The following is a 26,632-nucleotide window of genomic DNA, read 5'->3' on the forward strand; positions in this document are numbered from 1 at the left end:
CCCGGGACTCAGTAGGCCCGGGACTCAGTAGGCCCGGGACTCAGTAGGCCCGGGACTCAGTAGGCCCGGGACTCAGTAGGCCTGGGACAGGGAGTCCTTGGCGTTGGACTCGTCGTACTCGCGGTCGGCGATGATGACCTTCTCCGGGATGCTCTCACCGTCGATGAACTTCTGGGCGGTCTCGAAGGCCAGGGCGCCGAAGCGCGGGTTGGACTCGACGACCCCGTAGATCCAGCCGTCGACGATGCCCTGTACCGCGCCGCGGGTGCCGTCGATGGAGACGATCTTGATGTCGCCGGCCTTCTTGCCCGCGCCCTTGAGCGCGGTGACCGCGCCCAGCGCCATCTCGTCGTTCTCGGCGTAGATGCCGTCGATGTCGGGGTTGGACTGGATCAGCTGCTCGGTGACCTGCTGGCCCTTCTCGCGGGCGAACTCCCCGGTCTGCTCGAAGGTGATCTCGATGTCCGGGGCCTTGGCCGCGATCTGGTCCTTGAAGCCCTGGGTCCGCTCGGTGGTGACGTTGTTGCCGGGGGCGCCGAGCAGGATGGCGACCTTGCCCCTGCCGTCCAGCGCCTTGATCATCTGGTCGGCGGCCCGCTTGCCCTGCTCGACGAAGTCCGAGCCGATGAAGGTCAGGTAGTCGGTGCAGTGCTTGGCGTTGATCTTCCGGTCGATCGTGATGATCGGCACCTTCTTGGCCGCGGCCTGCTGGAGCACCGGCTCCCAGCCGTCGGAGTTGAGCGGGGCGATCACCAGCAGCTGCGCGCCCTGGGCGATGAGCTGCTGCACGTCGCTGATCTGCTTGGAGAACTGCGACTGGGCGTTGGTGACCTTCAGGTTGGCGATGCCGAGCTCGGCCGCCTCATCCTTGATCGACTGGGTCTCGGCGATGCGGAACGGGTTGGCCTCCTTCTCCGACTGGGAGAACCCGACCACCGCGGTCTTCAGATCGAACTTGGCCGCGCCCTGCTGGGCGATCGTGCATCCGGCGCCGGTCGGCCCCGAGGGGGTCTTCACGACCTGCTGCTGGGCCTCCGAGCCGCCCGGGGCGGGCGACGCGGCGGTGTCCTCGGACTTCGCGCATCCCGAGGCGACGAGGACGGCGGCGGCGAGCAGTGCGGCGGCTCGGGCGCGACGGCCTGAGAACAAGGACATCTGTCCTCCTGGGGGGAAGAGAACCATCGGTTAGGTGATCACAGAGTGATAGGATTCCGCAACAAAGCGATAAAGAACGGGCCACTTAACAGTCACATTCGATCTAAACCGATCAAATAGCGGCAAGTCCTGATCACTTCTGATCGGCGAGGCCGACCGATCAGGCAGCTGGAGCCCCACCCCGGGGCGCCTTTCCGCGCCGACGTCATCCATCCGTAACCCGGCCTCCCTATGATCGAAGCTGATCAGGCACCAGTCGTGGGGTGAGCAGACAGTGACGGACGGCAAGACGCACGACACGGCCGAGAGCGCCCGGCCGGTGTTCGCCGCCGAGCGGCGCCAGCGCATCCTGGAGCTCGTGCGCGCCAACGGCGCCGTCTCCCTGCGCGACCTGGCCAGGGCCGTCGGGTCCTCGGAGGTCACCGTCCGCCGCGACGTGCGGATGCTGGAGGGCGAGGGACTGCTCGACCGCCACCACGGCGGCGCCACGCTGCCCGGCGAGCTGACCCGCGAGCCGACCTACTCGCAGAAGACCCAGCTGTCCGGGACCGAGAAGGCGGCCATCGCCGACCTGGCCGCCTCCCTGGTCGAGGACGGCGACGCCATCGCCATCGGCGCCGGCACCACCACCCAGGCCCTCGCCCGCCGCCTGGTCAGGCACACCGAGCTCGCCGTGGTCACCAACTCGCTCCTGGTCGCCCAGGCGCTGGCCGACTGCCCACGCGTCGAGGTGGTGATGACCGGCGGCACACTGCGCGGCTCCATCCACGCGCTGGTGGGCAGCCCGGCCGAGCAGGCGCTGGCCGGTCTGCGCGTGCGCCGGGCCTTCATCTCGGGCAACGGGCTGACCGCCGAGCGGGGCCTGTCCACCCCCAACCTCCAGGTCGCCAGTGTCGACCGGGCGATGGCCCGGGCCGCCGAGGACGTGGTGGTGCTCGCCGACCACACCAAGATCGGCGTCGACACGATGGTCCAGACCGTGCCCACCGAGGAGATCACCCACCTGGTGACCGACGACGACGCCCCGCGCGACGTGCTGGACGACCTGGCCTCACGCGGCGTGCGCCTGCACGTCGCCCGGGGCTGAACGCAGGCCGGGGTTAATCACTCTTGTCCGACTGTGATCGAAACGCCTTTCGTTTCTTTACGGGATCGTTTCATTCGTGGGTCACCATCGTGGCACGCTCCCCGGGGGCCGTCCATGGAGGGGTCATATGGCAGCCAGCATCCGGGCCGTCGAGGCGGCGGGCATCGTCAGGGACTTCCCCGGCGTCCGGGCGCTCGATCACGTCTCCTTCACGCTCGCTGCGGGCGAGGTCCACGGCCTCGTCGGGGAGAACGGCGCGGGCAAGTCCACGTTCATCAAGGTGCTGACCGGCGTGTACCGGCCGGACGCCGGCCGGCTGCGGCTGCGCGGCGAGGAGGTGCGCTTCTCCAGCCCCCTGGAGGCCCAGCGCGCCGGGATCTCCACCATCTACCAGGAGACCAACCTCATCCCGCAGATGAGCGTGGCGCGCAACCTGTTCCTGGGCCGCGAGCCGCGGGGCCGGTTCGGCCTCATCGACTTCGCCCGGATGCGGCGGCTGACCGAGGGGATCCTGCGGGAGTACGACCTGCGCCTGGACGTGCACCGGCCGCTGGGCGCCTTCGGGCCCGGCACCCAGCAGATGGTCGCCCTGGCCCGGGCCGTCGAGGCCGACGCTCGGGTGGTGGTCATGGACGAGCCCACCTCCTCGCTGGACTCCCGGGAGATCGCGACGCTCTTCGAGGTGATCGGGCGGCTGCGCGCGCAGGGCCGGTCGGTGATCTACGTCAGCCACCGGCTGGAGGAGCTCTACCGCATCTGCGACCGGGTCACCGTGCTGCGCGACGGCCGCGTCGTGCACACCGGCCCGGTCGCCGGCCTCGACCGCCTGCGCCTGGTCTCGCTGATGCTGGGCCGCAACCCGGCCGACATCGCCGAGCGGGGCACGACCAGCTTCACCGGCTCGCATCCGGAACCGGCCGACGCCCCCGTGCTGTGCGCCACCGACCTCGTGCGGGGCCCCGACCTGAAGGGGGTCTCGCTGGCCATCCGGCCCGGCGAGGTGGTGGGGCTGGGCGGCCTGGTCGGCTCGGGACGCAGCGAGACCGCCAAGGCCATCGCCGGCGCCCTGCCGCTGGACTCCGGCGAGGTGACGGTCGCCGGCCTGCCGGTGCGGGGCCGTACGGTCAGGAACGCCATCCGCGCCGGGATCAACCTGCTGCCGGAGAACCGCCGGACCGAGGGGCTGATCCCCTCGCTGTCGGTGCGGGAGAACATCGCGCTGGCCGCCCTGCCCCGGCTCTCGCGGGCGGGCATCGTCTCCGAGCACCGCATCGACCGCATCGTCGAGACGTTCGTCCGGCGGCTCGGCATCAAGGCGTCCGGTCCCGGCCAGCGGGTCAGCGAGCTGTCGGGCGGCAACCAGCAGAAGGTGCTGCTGGCCCGCTGGCTGGCGATGAACCCCAAGGTGCTGCTGCTGGACGAGCCCACCCGCGGCATCGACGTGGGCACCAAGGCCGAGGTCCAGTCCTTCATCGACGAACTGGCCGTGGAGGGACTGGCGGTCCTGCTGGTCTCCTCCGACCTGGAGGAGCTGGTGGAGGGCTCCGACCGCATCGTCGTGCTGCGCGACGGGGTCGTCGTGGCCGAGCTCAACGGCCCGGACGTCACCGCCGAGGTCGTCATGACGGCGATGGCGGACCCGGTCCCCCCGTCATGACGGTGCCGGCGGACTCGGTCCCCTTGCCATGACGGTGCCGGCGCACCCGGCCCGCCCGTCATGACGGCGACGGCGCCGCCGTGCTCTCCCGCACCATGAGCCGGTAGCCGGCCCGCACCTCCTGCGGCGCGTATCCCGCCCGGCCGTCGATGCGGCGCTTGAGCAGGTCCACCGCGATCCGGGCCAGCTCGTTCTTGTCCGGCGCCACGGTGGTCAGGGTGGGCGTGCTGTAACGGCCGTCCTCTATGTCGTCGAGCCCGGCCAGCGCGATGTCCCCGGGCACCCGCAGCCCGGACGACAGGATCGCCCGCATCGCCCCCAGGGCCAGCAGGTCGTTGAAGCAGAACACCGCGTCGGGCCGCTCGCGCTCCAGCAGCGCGGTCATCGCCGCGAACCCGTCGGCGCGGTGGTAGCGCTCGACCGTGGCCACCGTCTCCGGCATCCCGTGCGCGGCCATCGCCTGCCGGTAGCCGGCCAGCCGCAGCGGGGCCGTCCCGCTGATGGAGCTGTCCTGCGCGCCGAGCGCGGCCACCCGGGTGCGGCCCAGGCCGATCAGGTGCTCGGTGACGTCGCGGGCCGCCCGGACGTTGTCGATGGCCACGTGGTCGGCCGGACCGTCGTGGATGCGCTCGCCCAGCAGCACCAGCGCCGTGTCGTCGGTGCGGGCCGCGAGCTCGTCGGCGCCGATCGCGATGGGGCTGAAGATCAGGCCGTCCACCCGGTGGTCGCGGACCCCGTCGAGGATCTGCCGCTCCCGCTCCAGGTCGCCGTCGGTCTGCTCGATGATCACCAGCCACCGCCGCTCGGCCGCCGCGTCGATGACGAAGCGCGACAGCTCGGCGAAGTAGGGCGCGTCGAGTTCGGGCAGCGCCAGGGCGATCACGCCGGTCCGGCCCTGGCGGAGGTTGCGGGCCGAGAGGTTGGGCCGGTAGTCCAGGCGCGCGAGCGCCTCCTCCACCTTGGCCCGGGTCGCGGGCGCGACGTGCGCGTACCCGTTGACGACGTTGGAGACGGTCTTCACCGACACCCCAGCGAGGACCGCAACGTCACGCAGGCTCGTTCCCACCCGCTCTCACCTCCCCGGCCGTACGGCTGCCGCCAGCCGTACACGATGTAACGGCATCGATCGTAACGCCCCGATATCGACCTGCGGGAACCCTGTGTACAACGTTGGAACAACGTTGTACAAACTCCCTACCCGAAACATCGCGTTAACAGAGAGGTCGCGTCTTGACGACCAGCGCTCGTCTCACCCTTGATCCCGCATTCCGGATCGGACCGGTGGAGCCCCGGCTGTTCGGCTCGTTCGTCGAGCACATGGGCCGCTGCGTCTACACCGGCGTCTTCGAGCCGGGTCACCCGCTGGCCGACCCCGACGGTTTCCGCACCGACGTGCTGGAGCTGACCAGGGAACTCGGCGTGACGCTGGTCCGCTATCCCGGTGGCAACTTCGTCTCCAACTACCGCTGGGAGGACGGCGTCGGCCCCGTCGAGGACCGGCCGGCCCGGCTGGACCTGGCCTGGCGGAGCCTGGAGGGCAACGCCTTCGGGCTCAACGAGTTCATGTCCTGGGCGGCCAAGGCCGGGGTCGAGCCGATGATGGCGCTCAACCTGGGCACCCGCGGCGTGGCCGAGGCGCTGGAGCTGGTGGAGTACGCCAACTACCCGGGCGGCACGCGCCTTTCGGACCTGCGCCGCGCGCACGGCGTGGACAAGCCGCACGACGTGCGGCTGTGGTGCCTGGGCAACGAGCTGGACGGCCCCTGGCAGATGGGTCACAAGACCGCCCGGGAGTACGGCAGGCTCGCCGCCGAGACCGCGCGGGCGCTCAAGCGCTTCGACCAGGGCCTGTCCCTGGTGGCCTGCGGCAGCTCCAACAGCGGGATGCCGACCTTCGGCTCGTGGGAGGCCGAGGTCCTGGAGGCCACCTACGATATGGTCGACTACGTCTCGCTGCACGCCTACTACGACCCCTCCGACGGCGACGTCGACTCCTTCCTGGCCAGCGGCGCCGACATGGACCACATGATCCGCTCGATCGCCGCCACCGCCGACCACGTGGGCGCGAAGCTGCGCAGCCACAAGAAGATCAAGCTCTCCTTCGACGAGTGGAACGTCTGGTACCAGAGCCGCTTCCACGGCGAGTCCTCGCTGGAGTGGGCCGAGCACCCCCGGCTGATCGAGGACGACTACGACGTCACCGACGCGGTCGTGGTCGGCAGCCTGCTCATCACCCTGCTGCGCAACGCCGACCGGGTGGGCGTGGCCTGCCAGGCCCAGCTCGCCAACGTGATCGCGCCGATCAGGACCGAGCCGGGCGGCCCGGCCTGGCGCCAGACCATCTTCCACCCCTTCGCCCTGACCGCCCGGCACGCCCGGGGCGAGGTGCTGCGGGTGGAGCCCGAGTGCGCCTCGATCTCCACCGGCCGGTACGGCGAGGCGCCCGCGATCTGGGCCACCGCCACCCACGACGACGCCACCGGCGAGATCACGCTGTTCGCGGTCAACCGCGACCGGAACGCCCCCTGCGCGCTCGACGTCACGCTCCCGGCGGGACTCCTCCCGGTGGAGCACCTGGAGCTCGCCGACGAGGACCTGTCGGCGCGCAACTCCGCCGAGCACCCCGACCGCGTCGTCCCGCGCCCCGGCTCGGGCCTCCGCCTGGAGGACCGCCGAGCCTCTCTTACCCTTCCTCCGGTTTCGTGGAGTATTGTCCGTTTCGCCCCCCAGGAGTAAGACATGACCAGTTCCTTCTCCCGCCGCTCCTTCCTCGGCCTGTCCGGGGCGGTCGGTCTCACCGCCGCCCTGTCCGCCTGCGGTGGCGGCACCAAGATCGGATCGGGCTCCTCCACGCCCGCCTCGGCCGCGCCCACGTTCTCCGGAGGCGAGTACTCCGGCCCCAAGGTGACCCTCGACTACTGGAACGGCTTCACCGGCGGCGACGGCCCCCACATGCGGGCCATGGTCGAGGCCTTCAACAAGGAGTACTCCGGCCGCATCGAGGTCCGCAACATCACCCGGCGCTGGGAGGACCTCTACCCGGCGATGCCGACCGCCATCGCCGCGAACAAGGGTCCCGACGTCGCGATCATCCACAACGACTGGATCGGTACCTTCGCCGCCCGCCAGACGCTCATCCCGCTGGACGACGTGGTCGGCGCGCTGCAGCTGACCGAGGCGGACTTCATCCCGGCGGTGTGGAACGCCGGCGTCTACGGCGGCAAGCGCTACAGCGTCCCGCTGGACGTGCACAGCCTCGGCGACTACTGGAACAAGGGCCACCTGGAGAAGATCGGCCTGTCCGAGGCCCCCGCCGACAAGGCCGCCTACGAGGAGGCCCTGGCCAAGCTCAAGGAGGCCGGGATCGCCAACCCGTTCTGGATGCCGAACAAGTGGCCGGCACACCTGATGTTCATGAGCCTGCTGTGGCAGCACGGCGGGGAGCTCTACAGCGAGGACGGCGCCAAGGCCCTGTGGGGCTCCGCGCAGGGCGAGCAGGCGCTGACCTGGATGGTGGAGCAGATCGACAAGGGCTACAGCCCGGCCAAGGTCGCCATCGACACCCAGTACGCCGCCTTCAAGAACGACAAGGTCAGCTTCACCTGGGACGGCATCTGGCAGATCAACGACCTGAAGACCAACGCCAAGTCCCTGGAGTGGGGCCTGTCGCCGGTGCCGAACATCGGCGGCACCCCGGCCGTGTGGAGTGCCTCGCACAACTTCGTGCTCACCTCCCAGGCCGGCAAGGACCCCAACAAGGTGCAGGCCGCGAAGTTCTTCATCGACTCCATGAGCCGCCAGTCCACCGAGTGGGCCAAGGCCGGCATGATCCCGGCCCGCAACTCCGTGCGGGAGGACCCGGCCATCGCCGACCTGCCCCAGGTGGCCATGGCCAAGGACGTGGGCATCTTCCACTTCCTGCCGGCCCTGCCCGGCGTCGGCGACGTGCAGTCCAAGGCGCTGGAGCTGGCGGTGGCCAAGGCCGTGCTGAAGGAGGCCACCCCGGCCGAGGCGCTGAAGGAAGGTGTGGCGACGGCCGACAAGCTGCTGGCCGACAACAAGCGGAAGTACGGACAGTGATCACGCGGGCCGTACGAGCCGGACAGACCGTGCGGACCACGCAGGCCGCGCGGGCCCGATCGACCGTACGAGCAGGGCAGGCCGCACGGGCCCGATCGACCGCGCGGCCGTCCGGCCGGGAGGCGCGATGAGTGTGCTGACGAGGCCCAAGGGCCCGACCGGGGCGGCGGAGCCCGCCGCCCCGGCGGGGCGGGCGCGCAGGATGCGGCCGTGGACGCCGTACGCGTTCCTGGCGCCCTACCTCGCCCTGTTCGCCGTCTTCATGATCCTGCCGATCGGCTTCGGCTTCTGGACCAGCCTGCACGAGTGGGACATCAACCTGCCGGCCAAGCCGTTCGTCGGGCTGGAGAACTACGCCGAGCTGTTCGACCCCTCCAGCGTGGACGGGGGGCGCTTCTGGACGGCGATGCGGGCCACCGGGATCTTCACCCTGTTCTCGGTGCCGTTGCTGATCGTGCTGCCGCTGCTGGCGGCGCTGCTGATGAACGGCCGGTTCAGTGGCCGCAACCTCTACCGGGCCGTCTACTTCGCACCCTACGTGCTGGGCGTGGCGGTGGTGGGCTTCCTGTGGCGCTATCTGCTCGACGGCAACATCGGGCTGGTCAACCACTATCTCGGCCTCGACGTGCAGTGGACCACCGACGAGCCGCCCGTCTGGATCGCCCTGGTCGGGGTGACCGTGTGGTGGACCCTCGGTCTGAACGCGGTCATCTTCCTGGCCGGGCTCCAGGACATCCCGCGCGAGCTGCACGAGGCGGCGATGGTGGACGGCGCCTCGGCCTGGCGCAGGTTCCGGGCGGTCACCCTGCCCGGCCTGCGGCCGGTGACCGTGTTCGTGGTCAACGCCACGATCCTGGCCTCGGCCAACATGTTCGGCCAGGCCTACCTGATCACGGCGGGCGCCCCGGCCGACCGGACCAAGACCGCGATCTACCTCATCGCCGAGACCGGCCTGCGCCAGTTCGACATGGGCACCGCCTCGGCCATGAGCTTCATCCTCGCCGCCTTCCTGATGGCGGCCAGCGCCCTGGTGTTCGGGGCCTTCAGGGACAGGAGCGCGCGATGACCCGCGACACCCGCGGCCTGCGCCGCGCACTGCTGCACCTGGTCCTGGCGGTGATCGCGGCGCTCTATCTCAGCCCGCTGGTCTACATGCTCTCCACCTCGTTCAAGACCCGCGAGGGCGCCGGGTCCACCGACCCGCAGTGGATACCCGACCCGTTCACCACCGACGCCTACCGCGAGATCCTCAACAGCCCGGACAGCCCGATCCTGACCTGGTTCCTCAACAGCCTCATCGCGGCCACCGGCCACGCGGCGCTGGTGCTGGTCACCGCGGCCCCGGCGGCGTACGCGCTGGCCAGGCTCCGCTTCCGGGGCCGCAACGCGATCTTCGCCGTGGTCGTGGCGACGCTGTTCGTGCCGCCGGTGGTGCTGCTGATCCCCAACTTCCTGATCGTCAACGAGCTCGCCTGGGTGGACAGCCTCCCGGCGGTGATCGTCCCGGCCGCTGCGGGCGCGTTCGGGGTGTTCTTCCTGCGGCAGTTCTTCCTGACCCTGCCCGGCGAACTGGAGGAGGCCGCCGAGCTGGACGGGTGCAACCGCTGGCAGATCTTCACCTCCGTGGCCCTCCCGCTGGCCAAGCCCGCGCTGGTGACGCTGTTCCTGCTGTCCTTCCTGACCAACTGGAACGACTTCCTGTGGCCGATCTACGTCCTGCTCAGCCCGGAGTCGCTGACCCTGCCCGCGGGCCTGGGCAACTTCCAGGGCGCCAACAACATCCGCTACGACCTGCTGATGGCCGGGGCGGTGATCGCCAGCCTGCCGGTGATCGCGCTGTACCTGGTCGCCCAGCGCTGGGTGATCGAGGGCATCTCCCGGTCCGGGCTCAAGGGATGACGAAGACTACGATCGTGCACGTGGAACAACGCAAACTAGGCAGAACTGGCACAAAGGTCGGCGTCATCGGACTCGGCGCCTGGCAGCTGGGCGCCGACTGGGGCGAGGTCGGTGAGGACGAGGCGCTGGCCGTCCTCACCGCCGCGGTGGACTCGGGCGTCACCTTCATCGACACCGCCGACGTGTACGGCGACGGCCGCAGCGAGCGGATCGTCGGGCAGCTGATCAAGGACAGGCCGGGCCTGACCGTGGCCACCAAGATGGGCCGCCGCGTCCCCCAGGAGCCCTCGGCCTACACCCTGGACAACTTCCGCGCCTGGACCGACCGGTCCCGCGCCAACCTCGGCGTGGACACCCTGGACCTGGTCCAGCTGCACTGCCCGCCCACCCCCGTCTACTCCACCGACGCGGTCTTCGACGCCCTGGACACCCTCGTGCAGGAGCGGCGGATCGCGGCCTACGGAGTGAGCGTCGAGACCTGCGAGGAGGCGCTGACCGCCATCGCCCGGCCGGGCACGGCCACCGTGCAGATCATCCTCAACGCCTTCCGGCTCAAGCCGCTGGAGCGGGTGCTGCCCGCCGCGGCCGAGGCCGGGGTCGGCATCATCGCCCGGGTCCCGCTGGCCAGCGGCCTGCTGTCGGGCAAGTACCACGAGGGCACCGTCTTCGCCGCCGACGACCACCGCACCTTCAACCGGCACGGCGAGGCCTTCGACGTCGGCGAGACCTTCTCCGGCGTCGACTACGACACCGGCCTGCAGGCGGTGCGCCGCCTGGCCCCGCTGGTGCCCGAGGGGCTGACCACGGCCCAGTTCGCGCTGCGCTGGATCATCGACCAGCCCGGCGTGTCGGTGGTCATCCCCGGCGCCCGCAACGCCGGCCAGGCCCGCGCCAACGCCGCGGCCGCCGGCGCGGCGCCGCTGCCGGAGGAGACCCTGCGCGCCGTACGGGAGATCTACGACGAGCTGATCCGCCCGCAGGTCCACCACCGCTGGTGACCCGCAGCGCCCTTCGGCGTCCATGAGCGGCCCCCGCACCACGGCGAGAACGACACCCGCCGGGGCGGGGGCCCGCCGCCGGGTGTCACATCGCCGCCAGCACGGAGACCAGCGCGACGGTCCCGAAGAAGGCGAGCAGGATGCCCATCCCGGACAGGAAGCTCGGCCGGTTGACCCCCTGCTCGTCCTGCTCGTGGACGTCCACGACGACGGTTCCGGCGATCACGTCGTGCAGGCACCGCCGCCGGGGGTCGACGAAGATCCACAGCAGGTCGGCGGCGGCGACGGCCACGCCGAGGTACGGCGCCCACGTCAGGGCCGGGACGAGGACGTCGCGCAGGCCCGCACGGCGCGGGCCGGACGGCGCCCCGGTGGCGTGCGCCACGACCTTCAGCTGGCAGAAGCGCTTGCCGGGCGTCTGGCCCCACAGGGCGTGCTGGACCCCGAAGTAGGCGGCGCCCAGGGCGCAGACCGCGATCTCGGCGGACCATCCCGGGGCCGCGGGCGAGCGGCCGAGGAAGCGCTCACCCGGCACCACGACCTTCCCGGTGAGCAGGAAGGACGACGGCCCGGTCACGGCGAGGCAGAGCAGCGTGTCGACGATGGCCGCCGCGAGACGGTGCCGCCGGGCGGCCAGGAGCCACGTCGTCGGGGCCCGGGGGGTGGATGCCATGGGGGTCAGTGTGCCGTATGAGATCACATGTCCAGAAATTCCGGAAATGCAAATAAAAGCCGGGATGGAGTCAGGGGCGCAGAGTGGCGGCGGGGACGGGGATGGCGGGGAACGGGTTGTCGGGCAGGAGGATGACACGGTGCGCCCGATCGGCCAGGCCGGCGGTGTGCAGGTGCAGCAGCGCCGTCCCGATGCCGGCCGCCCCGATCATGTAGCCGGTGTCGGCCGTGACCTCCGCGGGCCGCAGCCGCCGGTAGGCCTGGTACCAGCGGTATCCCCGGCCGTCGTGGGCGGTGGCGTGGGCGATGAGGTCCCCGGCGAGCGTGCGGGCGAACTCGATGTACGGCTCCCGCCCGGTGGCGGCCCACAGCCCGACGAACAGCTCCACCAGTCCCGCGGCCCCGCAGCACTGGCAGGCGGTGTTCCAGTAGCCGGCCGTGCGCCGGCCGGGCACGCCGCTGTTCAGCACGCCGTGGGCCAGCCGCTCGGTCCAGTCCAGGTCGCCCGGGTCGCCGGTGACCCGGTGGAGCTCGTAGAACATCCGCGCCACGCCCGCCGAGCCCGAGCAGAACCCCAGATAGTGCAGGTCCCGGCCCTGCGGCAGGTGGTGCGGGACAGCGGCGCACCGGCCGGCCACCACGCTGACCGTGCGCACGAAGTCGGCGCCCCTGCGCGCGGCCTCCAGGAAGCCGTCCTCGCCGGTCATCCCGTACAGGCGGGCCAGCAGGAAGGCGGTGCCCGCCGTACCGGACAGAAAGCCGGGCGTGACCGCGTCGACGGGCAGGTCCTCGCAGTCGCCGAACAGGTGACCGGGCACCACCATGCGCGCGATGCGCCGGCCGGCCTCCGCGGCGACCTCCGTGTAGGCCGGGACGCCGAGGATGCCGGCCGCGTACAGCAGGCCGAGCGCGACCCCGCCGTCGCCCCGCTGCGCCGGGTCCCGCGACCAGCCCAGCCCCTCCTCCATCGGGCGCGCGGACTCGGCGACCCGGTCGGCGGCCGCCCTGGCCTGCTCGGTGAACTCCTCGTCCCCCGTCGCCCAGCCCGCCTCGGCCAGTGCGAAGACCGTGCCGGTCAGGCCGTGGTACAGCGACAGATCCGCCTGGTCGCGCCAGGTGGCCGCCAGGTAGCGCGCCCCGGCCCGGGCGTCCCGCAGGTATTCCTCGCGACCGGTCGTGGCGGCCAGCTCCAGGAAGAACAGCACGATTCCCGCCGCCCCGGCGTAGAGCGAGGCGGGCTCGTGGCTCATCGCCGGCCTTCCGTCCGGGTCGGGGTTGGCCAGCCAGTGCCGCCCGCGCCCCTCGTCGACGGCCGCCGACCGGATCCAGCGCGCCGCCATGACGGCGGCGTCCAGCGGCGACGCGTCGGGAGCGTCGGGCGGGGGAGTCTGATCCCGGCTCATGAGCGGATTATCCCATGCACCCGATAGGGAAAAGCGGTAACACGGATCCGCGGAGACGACGGATGACTCCGCCCATGCGGTGTCCGCTGGTCATCGGCGCTCCCACGTCCGGGATCGCGGCGCCCACCCCGATCCCCCCGAACCCCGCCACACCGTCCATGACACCAGCCTGCCGCACCGAAGTGAAGGGGCGCGCCGTCAACGCAGCAACCAGGCGGAAGTGTCGGGCGGCAGCAGGCCGTCGCCGGTCAGCGTACCGCTGGCCAGCAGGAGCCGTCCCGGCGGCAGCCGTACCGGGCCCTCGCCCATCGCCAGGACGAGGGTGAAGCGCCCGGCCCGGTCGGCCACCAGGGCGCCGTCGCCCTCCACGCTCCACTCCACCGCGTCGCCCGCCGTCAGGACGCCCTCGGCGTGCAGCTCGCGCCGGAGCCGGAGCGCGGAGCGGCACAGGTGCAGCGACGACGACGGGTCCGCCTCCTGCGCCTGCACCGACAGCCCGCCCCAGCCCGGCGGGACCGGCAGCCAGGGCGGCCGCGCACCGGGCGGGGAGAAACCGTGGGCGCCGGCCGGGTCGCGCCGCCACGGCAGGGGCACCCGGCAGCCGTCGCGGGAGACCCCCAGCCGCGGCCAGGCGGGGTCCCGGCGGTCCTGCGGCGCCACGTCCACCTGCGGAAGGCCCAGCTCCTGCCCCTGGTACAGGTAGGCCGCGCCGGGCAGCCCGAGCACCGCCAGCAGGGCCGCCCGCGCCCGCGCGGGACCGCGGGAGCGGCCGTGACGGTCCACGCCGCCCGCCGGATCCCGGACATGGCGGTCCGCGCCGTCTGCCGGATCCCGGACATGGCGGTCCGCGCCGTCTGCCGGATCCCGGACGCGGCCGTAGCGGCTCGCGCTGCGTTCCACGTCGTGGTTGTCGACCACCCAGGTCACCGGCGCCTTCAGCCCGCTCCCGGCGAGCAGGGCGCTCCCGGCGGCCTGCCAGGCCCGCGCGTCCCAGGGCGCGACCAGGAACGCGAAGGCGAAGGCCTGGTGCAGCTCGTCGGGCCGGGTGTAACGCCCCGCCCGGTCGGGTTCGAGGTTGACCTCGCCGATCAGTGCCCGCGGCGGATCACAGGAGTCGGCGATGGCCCGCCAGCGGCGGTAGACGTCGTGGACCTCCTCGCGGTCGCAGGCCAGCGGGTTGGCCCGCAGCCGCATCGGCTCCAGCGTCCCGGGGTGTTCGAGGTCGGGCAGCCCCTCGGCCTTGAACAGCCCGTGGGCGACGTCGATGCGCAGGCCGTCGGCGCCCCGGTCGAACCAGAACCGCACGACGTCGTCGAAGAAGGGGGCCGTGCGCGGGTCGCGCCAGTTCCAGTCGGGCTGCTCGGGGGCGTACAGGTGGAGGTACCACTCCCCCGGCGACCCGTCGGGCTCGGTCACCCGCGTCCAGGCGGAGCCGCCGAAGACGCTGGGCCAGTTGTTGGGCGGCTCCCCTCCGGCGGGTCCCCGGCCCTGGGCGAAGTGGAAGCGGGCGCGCTCCGGGCTGCCGGGGCCCGCCGCCAGCGCCGCCCGGAACAGAGGGTGCGCCACGGAGCAGTGGTTGGGCACCAGGTCGACGACGACCCTGAGCCCCAGGCGGCGCGCCTCGGCGACGAGCCCGTCGAAGGCGGCCAGGTCGCCGAAGAGCGGGTCGACGTCGCAGTAGTCGCTGACGTCGTAGCCGTGGTCGGCCTGCGGCGAGCGCTGGAACGGCGTCAGCCAGATCGCCTGCGCGCCCAGCTCGGCGACGTGGCCGAGCCCGCGGGTGATCCCGGCGAGGTCGCCGACCCCGTCGCCGTCGAGATCGGCGAACGACCGGGGATAGATCTGGTAGACGACGGAGTCGCGCCACCATGCTCCCCCTGCGGGGGCCTGCGGCGTCACCGGCGAGAAAAGAGACGGCATATAACCCGAATGCCCGGTACAGTCTGAATCCAGGGGCGGCTCCTGGACGTGCTTCCTTCTCATCCTCTCTTGAAAAGAAAGTAGCGCGTCCGCTCTCCGCCCCTTTTTCTTTTCCCGGGCGAGAGGGGGACCACGATGAACTGGCTGGCCGAGACACTGCTGCGGCGGCGCCGTCTGGTGGCCCCCGGCCTGCTGACGGGTCCCCGGCCGCACGAGTCGGAGCGGGGATCGCGCTGGTGGAAGGCGAAGGGCGCCGAGGGCTCGCGCCGGCAGGCCGCCGGGCCCGCCGTCGCCGACGGCCTGCTGGCCCTGGAGGCCGATCTGCTGCGGCTGGGCTTCCTGCTGTCGGCCCCGCTGCGCCGCCGCCTGGGCGAGCTGGACCGCCATGAGCTGGCCGACGCCGGCCACGCCCTGCTGCGGGCCGTCACCGCCGAGCTCGGCGGCCACGTGGAGCACGTCCCGCTGTTCCGCGGCTTCCCGGCGAGCGTGCCCGCCGACACCTTCGAGTTCTACGTGCGCCGCGTCTTCGCGCTTGTGCTGCAGGCGCCGCAGCGGCCGTGCGTGCTGTGCGGGGAGGTCGGCGCCGTCCACCCCGTCTCGCCCTGCGCGCATCTGGTCTGCCGTTCCTGCTGGGACGGCTCCGACTTCGCCGCCTGCCCCATCTGCCACCGCCGCGTCGACCCCGGCGACCCGTTCCTGCGGCCCGCCGACGACCCGGTGGCCGAGGCCGTGGCCAAGAACGAGCGCCTGCCGGAGCGCGTCGCCGTGCTGTGGCTGTGCGAGGACCCGGCCGGGGCCGCCCGCGACCTGCTCGGGGAGCTGCTGGAGCGGCAGACCCCGCCCCGCCCGGAGGACCGCGCGGCGGTCGCGGAGCTGGTGGGCGGCTTCTGGCCGAGCTCGGCGGGCTGGCTGCCGGAGAGGATCGCGGTCCGCGAGACCCGGGCGCTGGTCCTGGCGGCCGCCCTGTCGCACGGCGCCTCCGGCGACTCCGGCACCCCCGGCGCCGATGACGTCGACGTCCCCGGCACCGGCGAGCTGCTGGACCGCTACGCCGACAGCGCGACGGACGTGCTGCGCCTGCTGTACGTCCTCATGGGCGGCGACCCCGGCCTGCGCGCCCGCCCGTCCCGCCGTACCTCCTTGCCCCGCTCCCTGCGGCGGGCGCTGCTGGAGCGGATGGACCGGATGGCCGTACCGCACCTGGTGGAGGACCTGCACCGCCACCCCGAGGCCTGGAAGCACATGGCCGAGGTGCTGCACCCGTTCGAGCACCACCGGCGGCACCCGGACGCGGCGCTGGCCTTCGCCGCGCTGCGCGGCACCCGGCTGGACACCGGCACCCCGCTGGCCCGGGCGCTGCTCGCCCGCGCCGCCGTGCACCCCGACGTCGTCCGGTTCGACGGGGTACGGCTGCGCCCGCTCACCTTCGCCGGCCGCGTCGAGACGGCGCTGCGCGACGGCGACCACGCCGGGGCGCTCGGCCTGCTCGCCACGCGGCCCGGCGAACTGGTCCGCCGGATCGTGCACCTGGCCCGGCACGTCCCCGCCGGGCAGCTCGCCGCCGCGGTCACCGAGGCCGCGCCGAAGGTCTCCCCCGGCGTGCTGATCTCCGCGCTCGGCCAGCTCCGCACGCCGCCCGGCGGTTCCCGGGTCTTCCTGCCGCGCGGCGGCGCGGCCCGGATCTGGACACAGTCCGACGAGCGCCCGCCGATCGCCGCACCGGCCGTCGCCGCGGTCTCCTCGGCGATCATCGGCGAGATGCTGCGCCGCGCCGCCCTGCTGCCCCCGGTGGAGCGGGCGGTGCTGGACGGGGAGCTGTCGGACCTGCTGGCCCCGGCCGCCGAGCGCTCGGCTTCCTCGGCCCTGGTACGGCTGCCGCGGGGCAGCGTCCGGCCGATCCCCTCCGGGGAGCGGATCCGGCTGTTCCTGCACTGGGCCGAGCCCGAGGGCACCCGGGTCGACCTGGACCTGTCGGTGGCGCTGTTCGACGAGCGCTGGGAGTTCACCGGGCTGTGCGACTACACCAACCTGGTGCTGGGCGGGAAGGCCGCCGTGCACTCCGGCGACCTCACCTCCGCGCCCGAGCCGCTGGGCTCCTCTGAGTTCGTGGACCTGGACGTCGCGGCGCTGCGTGCGATCGGCGGGCGCTACGCGATCCCGATCGTCTTCAGCTACAACGACGTGCCCTTCGACCGGCTGGCGCGGGGCTTCGCCGGGTTCATGGAGACGCCCTCCGACGGATTGTTCGAGCCGCTGGCCGTACGGCAGCGCTTCGACCTGACCGGACCCGCCAAGATCCTGGTGCCGCTCGTCGCCGACCTGTGGTCCCGCACGATGCGCTGGGCCGACCTCAACCTGTCGGCCTCCGGGTCCTTCCACGACGTGGAGGAGTACCAGGAGCAGCTCGCCCGGCTGGGCTCGGCCCTGGAGGACGCCTTCGGCCTCGGCGACCGCGTCACCCTGTGGGAGGTGGCCTGCTGGCACGCCGCGGCCCGCGCCCGCGAGGTGGTCGTACGGCACGGTGACGGCCCGCCCGCCCGTTACCTGCGCGGCGCGGAGGAGGAGCCCGGTGACTTCGCCGCCCGGCTGACCGCCCTGGCCGGTCCGGAGGAGATTCCGCAGGGCGCGGAGGACCCGGAGACCGGCGGAGCCGACTTCGCCGCGGTCATCGAGGACGACCTCGACGCCGCCGACGGGGCGCAGGTCTACGCCCTGCACCCGGGCCGCCTCGACCCGGGCGGGGTCCGCCTGCTCGACGCCGCCGGCCTGCTCGCCCTGCTGTCCCCGGCGGACGTGCCGGCCCTGACCGCCGGCTCGCCCGGGCACGGATAGTCCCGGGAGAGGTCGCGCCGAACCCGGGGACATCCCCGGCCCGGACCCCGGGTCGCCCGGGCGGGCCCCGCCGTAGCGTCGTGACGGTCTCGCACGAGAAGGGATCATCATGATGCGACACATGCGGCTTGCCGTACTCCTGGCCGCCACGGGACTGTTCACGGCGCAGCTCGCGGCGGCGACGGCCGAGGCGGCCTCGGCGCCGGACGTGGAGCGGGTCTCGGCCAAGACCGGCGTGAGCTCCTCCAGTGAGAAGACCGCCCGGGCGCGCTGTCCCCGGGGCGAGTACGCCATCGGCGGCGGCGCCCTGATCCAGGGCGGCACCTCGGGACAGCCGCCCGACGCCCGGGCGCAGGTGGTCCTGACCCGCCTGCAGCCGGTGGCCCGGCGGCAGCACGGGCGCCTGGAGTCCTTCTTCGAGGCGAGCGCGCACGAGGACGGCAACGGCTTCCACGGCTCGTGGCGGCTGTCGGTGTACGCCGTCTGCGCCGACCCGCTGCCCGGCCTGACCTACGTGAGCTCCGCCAGCCCGGCCGGATCACCGCCGTCGCAGACCGAGATGGTGGCCTGCCCGAACGGCAAGGTGGCCGTCGGGGGCGGCGGGCGCATCGACGGCGGCAGGGGGCAGGTCGCCCTGACCGAGGCCGGCATCCAGGACGCCTTCACCTTCGCCAACGCCTACGAGGACGAGAACGGCTTCCAGGACCGGTGGAAGGTGACCGCCTACGGGGTGTGCGCCGACCAGCCGCCCGGTTACGTCGTCGAGGTCGTCGGGCAGCCGCAGGGCGACTCCGCCAGCGGCAAGACGGCCGACGTGACGTGCTCGGACGTGAACCAGCGGGTGTACGGCGTCGGCCTGGGCAACGGCGGGCAGCAGAACCAGGTCGTCCTGACCGGGATCGTCCCCTCCCCGGCCCAGAGCGGCGCCACCGGCGTCGCCACCGAGGATGAGAGCGGCACCCCTGCCGCCTGGGACATGGATGTCTTCCTCGTCTGCGTCGACTGACCGCGGGAGCGGCGGCTCCTTCACGGTGAAGCCCCCGGGACCGATGATGAGCTGGAATCTCCCGGCCGAGGAGGATGGGATGCTCCCGCCCGAAGACGACGTGACGACGGACGCCGACCAGTCTCCGGAGAACGTCCGGCTCGTCTACACGCAGCTCTGCCAGAGCTACCGCGAGATCGACACCGTGCGGATGAAACTGCTCGGGCTGCTCCCTCTGGCGACCGGTGCCGGGATCCTCTTCCTCCAGGGGGAACGGGTGCCCAGGGAGCTGGGCGGCATCGGGTGGTTCGGCCTGGCCGCCACGGCCGGGCTGTTCGCCTACGAGCTCCACGGCATCAAGAAATGCGGTCACATCATCCACGCCGGAGTGAGACTCGAGGAACGGATGGACGTCTACGGCCAGTTCCGGCGGCGTCCCCACGACATGGCGGGCTTCCTGAGCGAGCCCTTCGCGGCCGCCGTGATCTATCCCGCGAGCATGGCCGGCTGGCTGCACATCGCCCTGCGCGAGTCCGCCGCACGGGTCTGGTGGTCCGTCGGACTGTTCCTGGCGCTCATGGTCCTGTCATGGCTCCTCATCAAGGGAATGGAGTGGGACCTGGCAGAGAACGCGCAGGAGCCGTACGAGAGGAGGCCGCACTACGAGAACGTCCTGGCGCCGTGGCGGCTGGGCAGGCGCCTGCGGCGGCGGGTGACGGGCGGGTCCCGGCGCCCGCCCGATGAGAGGGGAGGATGAACCAGCCGGAGGCGGCGGTCCCGGCGGAGGCCGCGTGGGCCCGGATGGCTCCGGGCCCACGACGGCGTGCAGAGCATCGGTCAGTCGACGCGCCATGGTCCGGTCAACACGATCCGGTCGAAGTCGTATGGCACGGAGAAGGGACGGGACGGGTGAGGCGTGAGGGCAGTTCCCCGGGCCGTCGTCTCCAGGCCGTCGTCTCCGGGGCGGGGGCATCCGATGACGAAGCCCCGGTGGCCGCTCTGCCAGAATGCAGCGGTGATCGAATCAGAGGAAGTGGGTTCTCGTCCGTTGCTGCGCCGTCCCGGGGACGGTGAGCTGATCGCCGTCGCAGGAGTGGAGCACTTTTTCCGGCTGACCGGTGAACACACCGGTGGCCGGTTCGCATTCGAGGAGTTCACCCTGGCCCCGGGCGTCATCGGGGCCAGACCGCATGTCCACCACGGTCACGATGAGTACTTCTACGTCCTGGACGGCGAGCTGACCTTGCACGACGGCGACGGGGAGGTGACCGCAGGGCCGGGACACCTGCTGTCTGCGGTACGCGGCACCCCGCACGGGTTCCGCAATGCGAGCGCAAGCACGGTTCGCGGCCTGTGCCTGTACACCCCTGCGGGGTACGAGGGGTACTTCCGTGAGGTGCACGCCGCCGTGGCCGCGGGCGCCGAGGTGAGCGACGAACTCCTGGCCGAGTTCCGCGCCCGCTATCGCACCACCTCGCATTGACCCGCGAAGCCTGATCACTTCGATGGACGCGGGCTTCGCGGCCGAGTCAGGTTCTGGCGAACACCTCATAATGGTCGACGGTCCATTCCCGGTCGACGAGGAACGCGTCGTCGTCCGGGTAGAAGACCGCCGTGCCGGGGTCGTCGCCGGCGAACGTCCGGATCGCGTCCCACGTCTCCCACAGGGAGATCAGGAAGAACTCCGTTCTGTCGCCGTCGTCGCGCCTGGTGAAGTACGCGCCCAGATTGCCCGCGGTCGCGGTGTAACCGGCCAACCCGGTGCGCAGCAGGTATGCCTCGTATGCTGCGGCGTCACTCGAGCGCGTCCAGCCCCGCCATGTACGTACGATCATGCCCTCATGATGAGGCGATTGCAGGCTCCGGCGATAGGCCGGCGGCTACGGCCGGCCTGCGCAACCGGCCGAGGGCGACGCTGCGTTCCTCCGTCGGCTCGGTCGGCCTGGAGCCGGACGGCACCGTCGGCGTCCCGCCCGTCGACCAGCCGAACCTGACCGGCTGGTATCGGCACGGCCCCACGCCGGGTGAGATCGGCCCGGCGGTCATCCTCGGCCGTGTCGACACCACCACCGGGCCCGCGGTCTTTACCGGCCTGCACCAGCTGCGGCCCGGGACCCCATCGAGATCATCCGACGCGATGGCTGTAGGGTCACCTTCACCGTGGAGGGCAGCGAAGAAGCCCCCAAGCGGAATTTCCCCACCGGGCGGGTCTACGGCCGTCTCGGCCATGCCGGTCTGCGGTTGATCACCTGCGGCGGCGACTTCGATCCCCGGGCCCGCAGCTACACCGACAACATCATCGTCTATGCCGCGGCGCGCCGAGCGGCCGTACCAAATGAAGGACTCCATGTATCCCCCCGCCTCCTATCCCCCTTCCCCGTCCCCGCTTCCCGGTGCGCCGACCGGCTCGGGAATCGTCCGAATCCGGCCGATCCGCGGCCTGGCGATCGCGGTCGTCGTCATGCTGGGCGTCACCACCCTGACCGACCTGGCCGCCCTGGTGATCACCATTGACCGGGCCGTCCTGCTCTCGGCGCTCATCGACGCACCCGACACCGTCGATCTTGGCGCGGCCGATCTCAACGACCTGCTCTACACGGCCTCCAGCATCCCGCAGATGGCGACCTTCGCCACGACCGCGCTCCTGTTCATCCTCTGGCTGTTTCGCGCCCGCGCCAACGCCGAGGCCATGACGCCCATGCGCCACCACCGGCCGGCCGCCTGGATCGTCTTCGGCTGGATCGTCCCGGTGGTGAACCTGGTATTTCCCCAGCAGATCGTCGCCGACATCTGGACCGCCTCCCACCGGGGAGCCAACGGCCAGCCCTTGGCCGCCCACCTGGCCCACCCTGCTCCCCGCTCGGCGTGGCTGGTGCGGGCGTGGTGGCTGTCATGGCTGATCAGCATGGTCCTGTCCACCCTCGCCTACCGCGTGGCCGATGGCGAGGACCTGCACGCCTACCTGCTGACCGCGCAAATCGAGATCGTCTTCGCCCTCCCCACCGTGATCTGCGCGGTACTGGCCGCCATGATCGTCTGGAAGATCACCACAGTTCAAGAGCCCTCCTCGGCTGCTGTCGCAACGGCCGGATAAGCACTACTCGCGCCACAAGGTCGAGGTCATCGGCAAACCAGCAGGCAGACGGGCCGATGCCCTGGCCCCCAGGAGCGTTAGGTCGTGTCTGGCGATTCCGCGTGGCGGAGCCAGAGCATCAAGGACGCGATGACGGCACCTGCCAGATAGCGGCTGGCGAGCTTGTCGAAGCGGGTGGCCACGGCCCGCCACCGCTTGAGCTTGCCGAAGCACCGCTCAACCAGGTTGCGTCCCTTGTAGAGGGTTGAGTCGAAAGCGGGAGGGCGGCCCCTGAGGCGGCCCTTGCGCTTGCGGTTGGCGATCTGGTCGCGGCGCTCGGGAATGACCGCCTGGATGCCTCTGCGGCGTAGGTAGAGACGGATCTTCCGGGACGAGTAGCCCTTGTCGCTCATCAGGCGGTCGGGGCGGGTGCGCGGGCGGCCGATCCGGCGGCGCAGCCGAAAGCCGGCCATCACCGCCTCAAAGGCGGTGCAGGCGACCACGTTTCTCTTCCACAAGTACCGGCTCGACCTCGACGACCCCGACGAGGACGACACCTACAGCAAGTCTCTCTTGACTGCTCAACCGTACGACCTGCGGCATGCGGCCGTCTCGCTCTGGCTCAACGCCGGGGTAGCGGCTCCCAACGTGGCGGATCGGGCCGACCATGGCGTGGACGTGCTGCTCAAGGTCTACGCCAAGTGCCTCGACGGAGGAGAAGAGATCGCCAACCGGCGGATAGACAACGCGCTCGCGGCATGATCACGGATACGTCCAAGAAGGCTCATTCGGCACGGAGCCCTTCGTCCGCACCAAGGGGCCACCCCTGCCTCGCGCTGGCCCGTTCCGCCTCGGCGGGCTGCACGGCGGCATCGCACGGCCCGGGGCTCGGCGACGGTCCGCCCGATGCTCGACGCAGAGCGCGGGCAGGTGAGTCAGCGCCGCTCGACGGTGGATCCGCCGACGGCGAGGATGCCGAGCAGATCGGACACAGTAGTCGCCGGGGACCAGATGCCGGCGCGCGACCTGGGCGTGGTGCCAGATGAGATGAAAGGGCGCAGCAGCTGCCCATCCGCCCCGGAGGCAGTCGGCCGGCGCGTCGAGGTTCCAGCCGAAGTAGCCTCCGGGACCGTTGACCGCCTCACCGAGGGCGCAGGAGAAGCCCTCGATGTCGGTGACGAGGCGGCCATCGAGGCCGGCAAGGGCGTCAAAGAAGCGTGAGCGCCTTGGCCAGGCCCGGATCGCGCCCGGTGGCCAGGTCGAGGGCGGTCATGGGGGCGTAGTGGTCGACCGGTACGCCGATCGTGTCGATGATTTCGCGGGCCGGGCCCAGGTGGCGGACCTTGGGCAGGATCAGGACGCTGCCGTCGTCGAGGAGGTATCCCTCGCCGGGGCCGGAGACGGCCCCGGCCGTGCGGGTCCCCACCAGGGTGCCCAGACCGTTGCCCTTGACCGCCGCGCTGAAGTCATCGCAGGCCGAGGCACACGCGCGGTCGGTCAGGACGACCAGGCGCGAGCCGAGCAGGCGGACGCTGTCGTCGGTCCGGTTGGGCACACACTCGCCCTTGAGCGGGCAGAAGTAGCTGGTGACCTTGCCGTGCGCGAACGCGCCGAGCAACCGGGTCACCTCACGAGGTGACCCGCCGCCGTTGCCGCGCAGGTCGAGGACCACCGCCTCCGGCCTGCCCTGCAGCTTGGCGATGACCTGGTCAGCGGCGCCTTCGTAGAATCCGGGCAGCTGGACGTAGACGGCACCGCCGGGCAGCGTCTTCGACGTCACCTTCGGGGGCTGCCGGGTGATGGGGCCCTGCCTGATCTCGACGGTGCGAGTCCGTCCCGTCGTGGGGCGCTTGAGCGTGAGCCGTACCGGGTCAGCGGCGAAGAGGTCGATGATGTTGTGGTTGACGCTGTCCCCGATGAACGCCGGCACGCCGTTGACCTTGACCATGATGTCGCCGGGCCGGATGTCGGCCTTGGCGGCGGGGCTGCCGGCCAGGACCTTGGTGATGAACAGCGGCGGCCGGGCCGCCGGGTCGAACTGCGGGCCCTGCTGGGCCGACACGCCTGCGATGCCTGTCCCGACCGGCCCGCCTTGCGGTGGCGGGGTCGGCCTGACCCAGCGGGCGTGGTTGTCGTGCAGTCCGGCGACCATGCCGGTGATCGCGGCGCGCAACGCGGCGGGATCACCGGTGCCCAGGACCTTCGCGAAGGCGGCCCAGTCGGTGTCGCGGTTGCCGGTCAGGGCGGGCAGCCGGAGGTCGGCCCGGTCGGCGCCGCGCCGGATCAAATCCTGGGTGTAGGCGGCCAGGGCGCTCTTCAGCAGCGCCCTGGAATCCATGACCGGGCCGCTGTAGTAGTGCTCCAGTACGCACAGGTACGCCTGCCGGAGCGTGTTCACCGAGGTCGGCGGCACCGATTGCGGCGGTGGCCCGGTGATGGCGGCGCAATCGGTGCCGGGGGTGGAGACCGGCTGGGGGGTCGGGGCGGATGCAGCTGCGGACATGGAGATGGAGCAGGCCGCCGCCAACACGGCGGCGCAGAGGGTTCTGATCATGGCCGCCAGCATGGCCGGGGGCCGGTTACACGGCGGTTACCGCCATTGGTGCAGGAACGTCGGCATGCGGGTTCTGGTGGTTGAAGGCGAACGCAATCTGGCCGTTCCCGCACGGTACCGGCCCGTAGAGCAGGGCGGGAGTCCTGCTCCGCCGTACCCGATCCGCCGTGCCGTACGTTCTCGCTCCAGTGTTCCCCACGGGCCGTCTCCGGACTGGCCGTCAGGCCGGTCGGTACCGTTTGAGGATGGCGGCCTGTATCTTGAGGAGCCTGCCGAATCCGTAGCTCAGAACGGCAGAGATGATGCCGCTCACGAGCACGGCGACCGCCATCGGCCACAGGTTGATGTCCTGGCCATAGAGCCGGTCCTCGCTCTGCATGCCGATGATGAGAAGGCGATAGCGGAAATCAGGCCGAGGACCAGGCCGAGTGCCTCCAGCACCGTGCCGAATGCGTGGCCTCGCGCCGGCGTCACGTACTCGATCTGTTCCGGTGGTGCCGGGATGCCGGTGCCCGGTTGCCAGCCTGTCTGGTGATGGGGTGGTCGTGCTGCGGGCTCCGGCCAGCCCCTTCCGGGTGCAGGTTGACCCTCTTCGGGCTGTTCAGCGCTCATGTGTCCCCCGATCATGATGCGTACACGGCAATGACAGGAAACCGGCCTGGCCGGGTATGGCCACCCATTTCACCCAGTCTGTCACCCTCCGTCGCCGACTCCTCGCAGGGAAACCGGGCGAGCAGGCCGCGGATCTTGCGTGTGCCGGCCCGGTGATCTCCTCGGGAAGGGGGGCGGCCCTGCCCGGCGCGGGAATCGCCTCCGCCCTGCAGGGGTGGTCTGCGCCGACAGGAGCCACCGCTTCTCCGGTTCACCGCCTTGAGGTCCGGATCCGGCCGATCCGGCGGCGTCCAGGTCGGCCATGACCCGCCACAGCGGCTCCGCCGGCAGGCCCGTGGACGGCTGCCTGCGCGAGGGGTGCGCAGGCGGTTGGATGCCGACGAATTCGAAGGAGCGGGCGAAGCCGGCGATGCCCCGTACGACACCGGTGACCGATCAAGGTCAGCAGTGGAAGCTCCCGTCGAACGAGTAGTGGTAGTACTTCCGATCCTTTAGCGGGGTGACCGCACCGAACTGGTTGTTGCACCCGACCGTGACCGTGCTTTCGGCGAGGAGGTCATCACCGGAAGTGTCATCCTCCCATACCTGGATCGTTATTCTACTGCCCACCTCATAGGTGAGGGGATAGGAAGACCGGAGGTCGACTATTCCACCCTCGTCGGATTCGTTGACGTCGACCGTGCCGTCGGTCGGGGCATAACGCCGAGAGGATCCATTCTGCACGACCTTGATGAAGACCTCGTCGCCGTTGCTCCAGGTCCCCTCCTCATCCACGTCGTGGACATACAGGGTGAGGCCGAATCCGAGCTGGGGTGCGGCGGCGCTCGCCGAGGTCGCGCCGGCAAGAACCAGCGACCCGACAAGGCCCGCCAGGGACAGAAGAGTTCCAGGCTTAGAACGTACGAGCACGCTTTCCCCTTTTCTCGTTCGATCGGTCGCGATCAAGATTTCCGCATTTCCCTTGGAGGAGACTTGCGGATGACTTGGATTGGTCCGGCGGAGAATCGGCCTTCAGGAAATCCCGAATTTCGGAAGAAAGAATTCTGCTGTACCGGGCAGCCACCGGTCTCGGCCTCGACAAGGCGCTGCCCGGTCGCTGCCGAGGACGCCGACGCGCCGACCGCGAAAATCGCCGGACAAGGCCGGTGGAAGCCCACCTCCCCCGCGGTCAACGACTATGTGCGCAGCGCCGAGGCCCGGCGCGACAATCCCATGGGCCGGGCCGGATTCTCACGTCTGTTCGGACTTTGGCTCGTCTACCCGCCGGCACAGGACGGTTTCGCCGACGGCTGGCAGCATCGGGCCGCCCGGCTGACCGAGATGTTCCGACAGACCTACGCCGAGGCGCGCACCGAGGAGTTCGACTGGAAAGTCGAGCCGGACGGGGACTGGTCGATGATCGGCAGTCTCGTCGTGTTCGCGTTCAGCGAGAACGGTGATGCCCTGCTGTGGGACACCAGGGGGCGGGTCAACGGCGAGTTCGACGTCTACTGCAGCGCCCGGCTCGACTCGCTGCACCGGCTCGGCGCCTCCCTGGATGAGGCCCTTCCCCGGCTGCGTGAGCTGAGTCAGCCATTCGCCGACCGCGCGGCGGCAGACGTCGAATGTCTGACGCCTGCCCTGCCGTGCGACGCCCCGCCTTTGAACACCGCTGCCTTCGGGGCGAATGTTGCCGGCTGCGACACTGGATGATCGCTACATCCAC

The 26,632-nt window shown here is 71.3% G+C and carries 25 protein-coding genes; 14 read left to right on the forward strand and 11 right to left on the reverse strand.

The window, feature by feature from the left end; translation table 11 throughout:
* Positions 1 to 72: 72 nt before the first annotated feature.
* Positions 73 to 1,155, reverse strand: coding sequence for an ABC transporter substrate-binding protein (locus tag Pta02_RS34590; protein WP_203879224.1), 1,083 nt, complete (start codon positions 1,153 to 1,155; stop codon positions 73 to 75).
* 274 nt (positions 1,156 to 1,429) lie between these two features.
* Between Pta02_RS34590 and Pta02_RS34595 the strand changes: the two genes are divergently transcribed.
* The gene (locus tag Pta02_RS34595) at positions 1,430 to 2,242 is read left to right on the forward strand and encodes a DeoR/GlpR family DNA-binding transcription regulator (protein ID WP_203879225.1); all 813 of its coding nucleotides are present in this window, start codon (positions 1,430 to 1,432) and stop codon (positions 2,240 to 2,242) included.
* Positions 2,243 to 2,369: 127 nt separating this feature from the next.
* The gene (locus tag Pta02_RS34600; protein ID WP_203879226.1) at positions 2,370 to 3,899 is read left to right on the forward strand and encodes a sugar ABC transporter ATP-binding protein; all 1,530 of its coding nucleotides are present in this window, start codon (positions 2,370 to 2,372) and stop codon (positions 3,897 to 3,899) included.
* A 58-nt stretch (positions 3,900 to 3,957) separates the two neighbouring features.
* Here the strand turns inward: Pta02_RS34600 and Pta02_RS34605 are convergent, their stop codons facing one another.
* A complete protein-coding gene (locus Pta02_RS34605; RefSeq protein ID WP_203879227.1) occupies positions 3,958 to 4,965 on the reverse strand; it encodes a LacI family DNA-binding transcriptional regulator in 1,008 nt (335 codons plus the stop codon).
* A gap of 164 nt (positions 4,966 to 5,129) precedes the next feature.
* On the opposite strand from Pta02_RS34605, the gene arfA reads away from it, so the two are divergent.
* From arfA to Pta02_RS34630, 5 genes are all read left to right on the forward strand, one after another.
* Positions 5,130 to 6,635: an arabinosylfuranosidase ArfA gene (gene arfA, locus Pta02_RS34610; RefSeq protein ID WP_203879228.1), complete on the forward strand. Its 1,506-nt coding sequence runs from the start codon at positions 5,130 to 5,132 to the stop codon at positions 6,633 to 6,635.
* Positions 6,636 to 6,638: 3 nt separating this feature from the next.
* Positions 6,639 to 7,979, forward strand: a complete 1,341-nt coding sequence (locus tag Pta02_RS34615) for an extracellular solute-binding protein (RefSeq protein WP_203879229.1) — start codon at positions 6,639 to 6,641, stop codon at positions 7,977 to 7,979.
* 127 nt (positions 7,980 to 8,106) lie between these two features.
* The gene (locus Pta02_RS34620) at positions 8,107 to 9,045 is read left to right on the forward strand and encodes a carbohydrate ABC transporter permease (RefSeq protein WP_203879230.1); all 939 of its coding nucleotides are present in this window, start codon (positions 8,107 to 8,109) and stop codon (positions 9,043 to 9,045) included.
* Positions 9,042 to 9,878, forward strand: coding sequence for a carbohydrate ABC transporter permease (locus Pta02_RS34625; protein WP_203879231.1), 837 nt, complete (start codon positions 9,042 to 9,044; stop codon positions 9,876 to 9,878). Before Pta02_RS34620 ends, Pta02_RS34625 begins: the two co-directional genes overlap by 4 nt.
* A 20-nt stretch (positions 9,879 to 9,898) precedes the next feature.
* Positions 9,899 to 10,876, forward strand: coding sequence for an aldo/keto reductase (locus Pta02_RS34630; protein WP_203879232.1), 978 nt, complete (start codon positions 9,899 to 9,901; stop codon positions 10,874 to 10,876).
* A gap of 85 nt (positions 10,877 to 10,961) precedes the next feature.
* On the opposite strand, the gene Pta02_RS34635 is transcribed toward Pta02_RS34630, so the two are convergent.
* The 3 genes from Pta02_RS34635 to Pta02_RS34645 form a co-directional block, all read right to left on the reverse strand.
* Positions 10,962 to 11,549 carry an RDD family protein gene (locus Pta02_RS34635; protein WP_203879233.1) on the reverse strand — a complete coding sequence of 196 codons (588 nt, stop codon included), beginning with the start codon at positions 11,547 to 11,549 and terminating at the stop codon, positions 10,962 to 10,964.
* A 70-nt stretch (positions 11,550 to 11,619) separates the two neighbouring features.
* Positions 11,620 to 12,951 carry a lanthionine synthetase LanC family protein gene (locus Pta02_RS34640; RefSeq protein ID WP_203879234.1) on the reverse strand — a complete coding sequence of 444 codons (1,332 nt, stop codon included), beginning with the start codon at positions 12,949 to 12,951 and terminating at the stop codon, positions 11,620 to 11,622.
* A 198-nt stretch (positions 12,952 to 13,149) separates the two neighbouring features.
* On the reverse strand, positions 13,150 to 14,850 hold the full coding sequence (locus Pta02_RS34645; RefSeq protein ID WP_239131466.1) for an alpha-amylase family glycosyl hydrolase: 1,701 nt from the start codon (positions 14,848 to 14,850) through the stop codon (positions 13,150 to 13,152).
* Between the two features lie 156 nt (positions 14,851 to 15,006).
* Here Pta02_RS34645 and Pta02_RS34650 point away from each other — a divergent pair, with 156 nt between their 5' ends.
* The 4 genes from Pta02_RS34650 (at position 15,007) to Pta02_RS34665 (ending at position 20,171) form a co-directional block, all read left to right on the forward strand.
* Positions 15,007 to 17,703, forward strand: a complete 2,697-nt coding sequence (locus tag Pta02_RS34650) for an MXAN_6230/SCO0854 family RING domain-containing protein (RefSeq protein WP_203879236.1) — start codon at positions 15,007 to 15,009, stop codon at positions 17,701 to 17,703.
* 121 nt (positions 17,704 to 17,824) lie between these two features.
* Complete coding sequence (locus Pta02_RS34655) at positions 17,825 to 18,709, forward strand: hypothetical protein (RefSeq protein ID WP_203879237.1); 885 nt, start codon at positions 17,825 to 17,827, stop codon at positions 18,707 to 18,709.
* Positions 18,710 to 18,788: 79 nt separating this feature from the next.
* Complete coding sequence (locus tag Pta02_RS34660; protein ID WP_203879238.1) at positions 18,789 to 19,445, forward strand: hypothetical protein; 657 nt, start codon at positions 18,789 to 18,791, stop codon at positions 19,443 to 19,445.
* Positions 19,446 to 19,703: 258 nt separating this feature from the next.
* Positions 19,704 to 20,171 (forward strand): cupin domain-containing protein, encoded by a 468-nt coding sequence (locus tag Pta02_RS34665; protein WP_203879239.1) that lies wholly within the window; start codon positions 19,704 to 19,706, stop codon positions 20,169 to 20,171.
* Between the two features lie 46 nt (positions 20,172 to 20,217).
* Here Pta02_RS34665 and Pta02_RS34670 read toward each other — a convergent pair whose 3' ends face one another.
* On the reverse strand, positions 20,218 to 20,523 hold the full coding sequence (locus Pta02_RS34670; protein ID WP_203879240.1) for a hypothetical protein: 306 nt from the start codon (positions 20,521 to 20,523) through the stop codon (positions 20,218 to 20,220).
* 512 nt (positions 20,524 to 21,035) lie between these two features.
* Here Pta02_RS34670 and Pta02_RS34675 point away from each other — a divergent pair.
* Positions 21,036 to 21,782, forward strand: a complete 747-nt coding sequence (locus Pta02_RS34675; protein ID WP_203879241.1) for a DUF4328 domain-containing protein — start codon at positions 21,036 to 21,038, stop codon at positions 21,780 to 21,782.
* Between the two features lie 77 nt (positions 21,783 to 21,859).
* On the opposite strand, the gene Pta02_RS34680 is transcribed toward Pta02_RS34675, so the two are convergent.
* Positions 21,860 to 22,264, reverse strand: a complete 405-nt coding sequence (locus Pta02_RS34680) for a transposase (protein ID WP_203879242.1) — start codon at positions 22,262 to 22,264, stop codon at positions 21,860 to 21,862.
* On the opposite strand from Pta02_RS34680, the gene Pta02_RS34685 reads away from it, so the two are divergent.
* Complete coding sequence (locus Pta02_RS34685) at positions 22,251 to 22,523, forward strand: hypothetical protein (RefSeq protein WP_307837512.1); 273 nt, start codon at positions 22,251 to 22,253, stop codon at positions 22,521 to 22,523. The genes Pta02_RS34680 and Pta02_RS34685 overlap by 14 nt on opposite strands.
* On the opposite strand, the gene Pta02_RS34690 is transcribed toward Pta02_RS34685, so the two are convergent.
* From Pta02_RS34690 to Pta02_RS34705, 4 genes are all read right to left on the reverse strand, one after another.
* Complete coding sequence (locus Pta02_RS34690; protein ID WP_203879260.1) at positions 22,524 to 23,003, reverse strand: barstar family protein; 480 nt, start codon at positions 23,001 to 23,003, stop codon at positions 22,524 to 22,526.
* A complete protein-coding gene (locus tag Pta02_RS34695) occupies positions 22,969 to 24,315 on the reverse strand; it encodes a S41 family peptidase (protein WP_203879243.1) in 1,347 nt (448 codons plus the stop codon). Before Pta02_RS34695 ends, Pta02_RS34690 begins: the two co-directional genes overlap by 35 nt.
* 220 nt (positions 24,316 to 24,535) lie before the next feature.
* Complete coding sequence (locus tag Pta02_RS34700; protein WP_203879244.1) at positions 24,536 to 24,694, reverse strand: hypothetical protein; 159 nt, start codon at positions 24,692 to 24,694, stop codon at positions 24,536 to 24,538.
* 674 nt (positions 24,695 to 25,368) lie between these two features.
* Positions 25,369 to 25,836, reverse strand: coding sequence for a hypothetical protein (locus Pta02_RS34705; protein ID WP_203879245.1), 468 nt, complete (start codon positions 25,834 to 25,836; stop codon positions 25,369 to 25,371).
* A 69-nt stretch (positions 25,837 to 25,905) separates the two neighbouring features.
* Here Pta02_RS34705 and Pta02_RS34710 point away from each other — a divergent pair, with 69 nt between their 5' ends.
* Complete coding sequence (locus tag Pta02_RS34710) at positions 25,906 to 26,619, forward strand: hypothetical protein (RefSeq protein WP_203879246.1); 714 nt, start codon at positions 25,906 to 25,908, stop codon at positions 26,617 to 26,619.
* Positions 26,620 to 26,632 lie beyond the last annotated feature (13 nt).

This window comes from Paraplanobispora takensis (assembly GCF_016863195.1).
Classification (GTDB): domain Bacteria; phylum Actinomycetota; class Actinomycetes; order Streptosporangiales; family Streptosporangiaceae; genus Planobispora; species Planobispora takensis.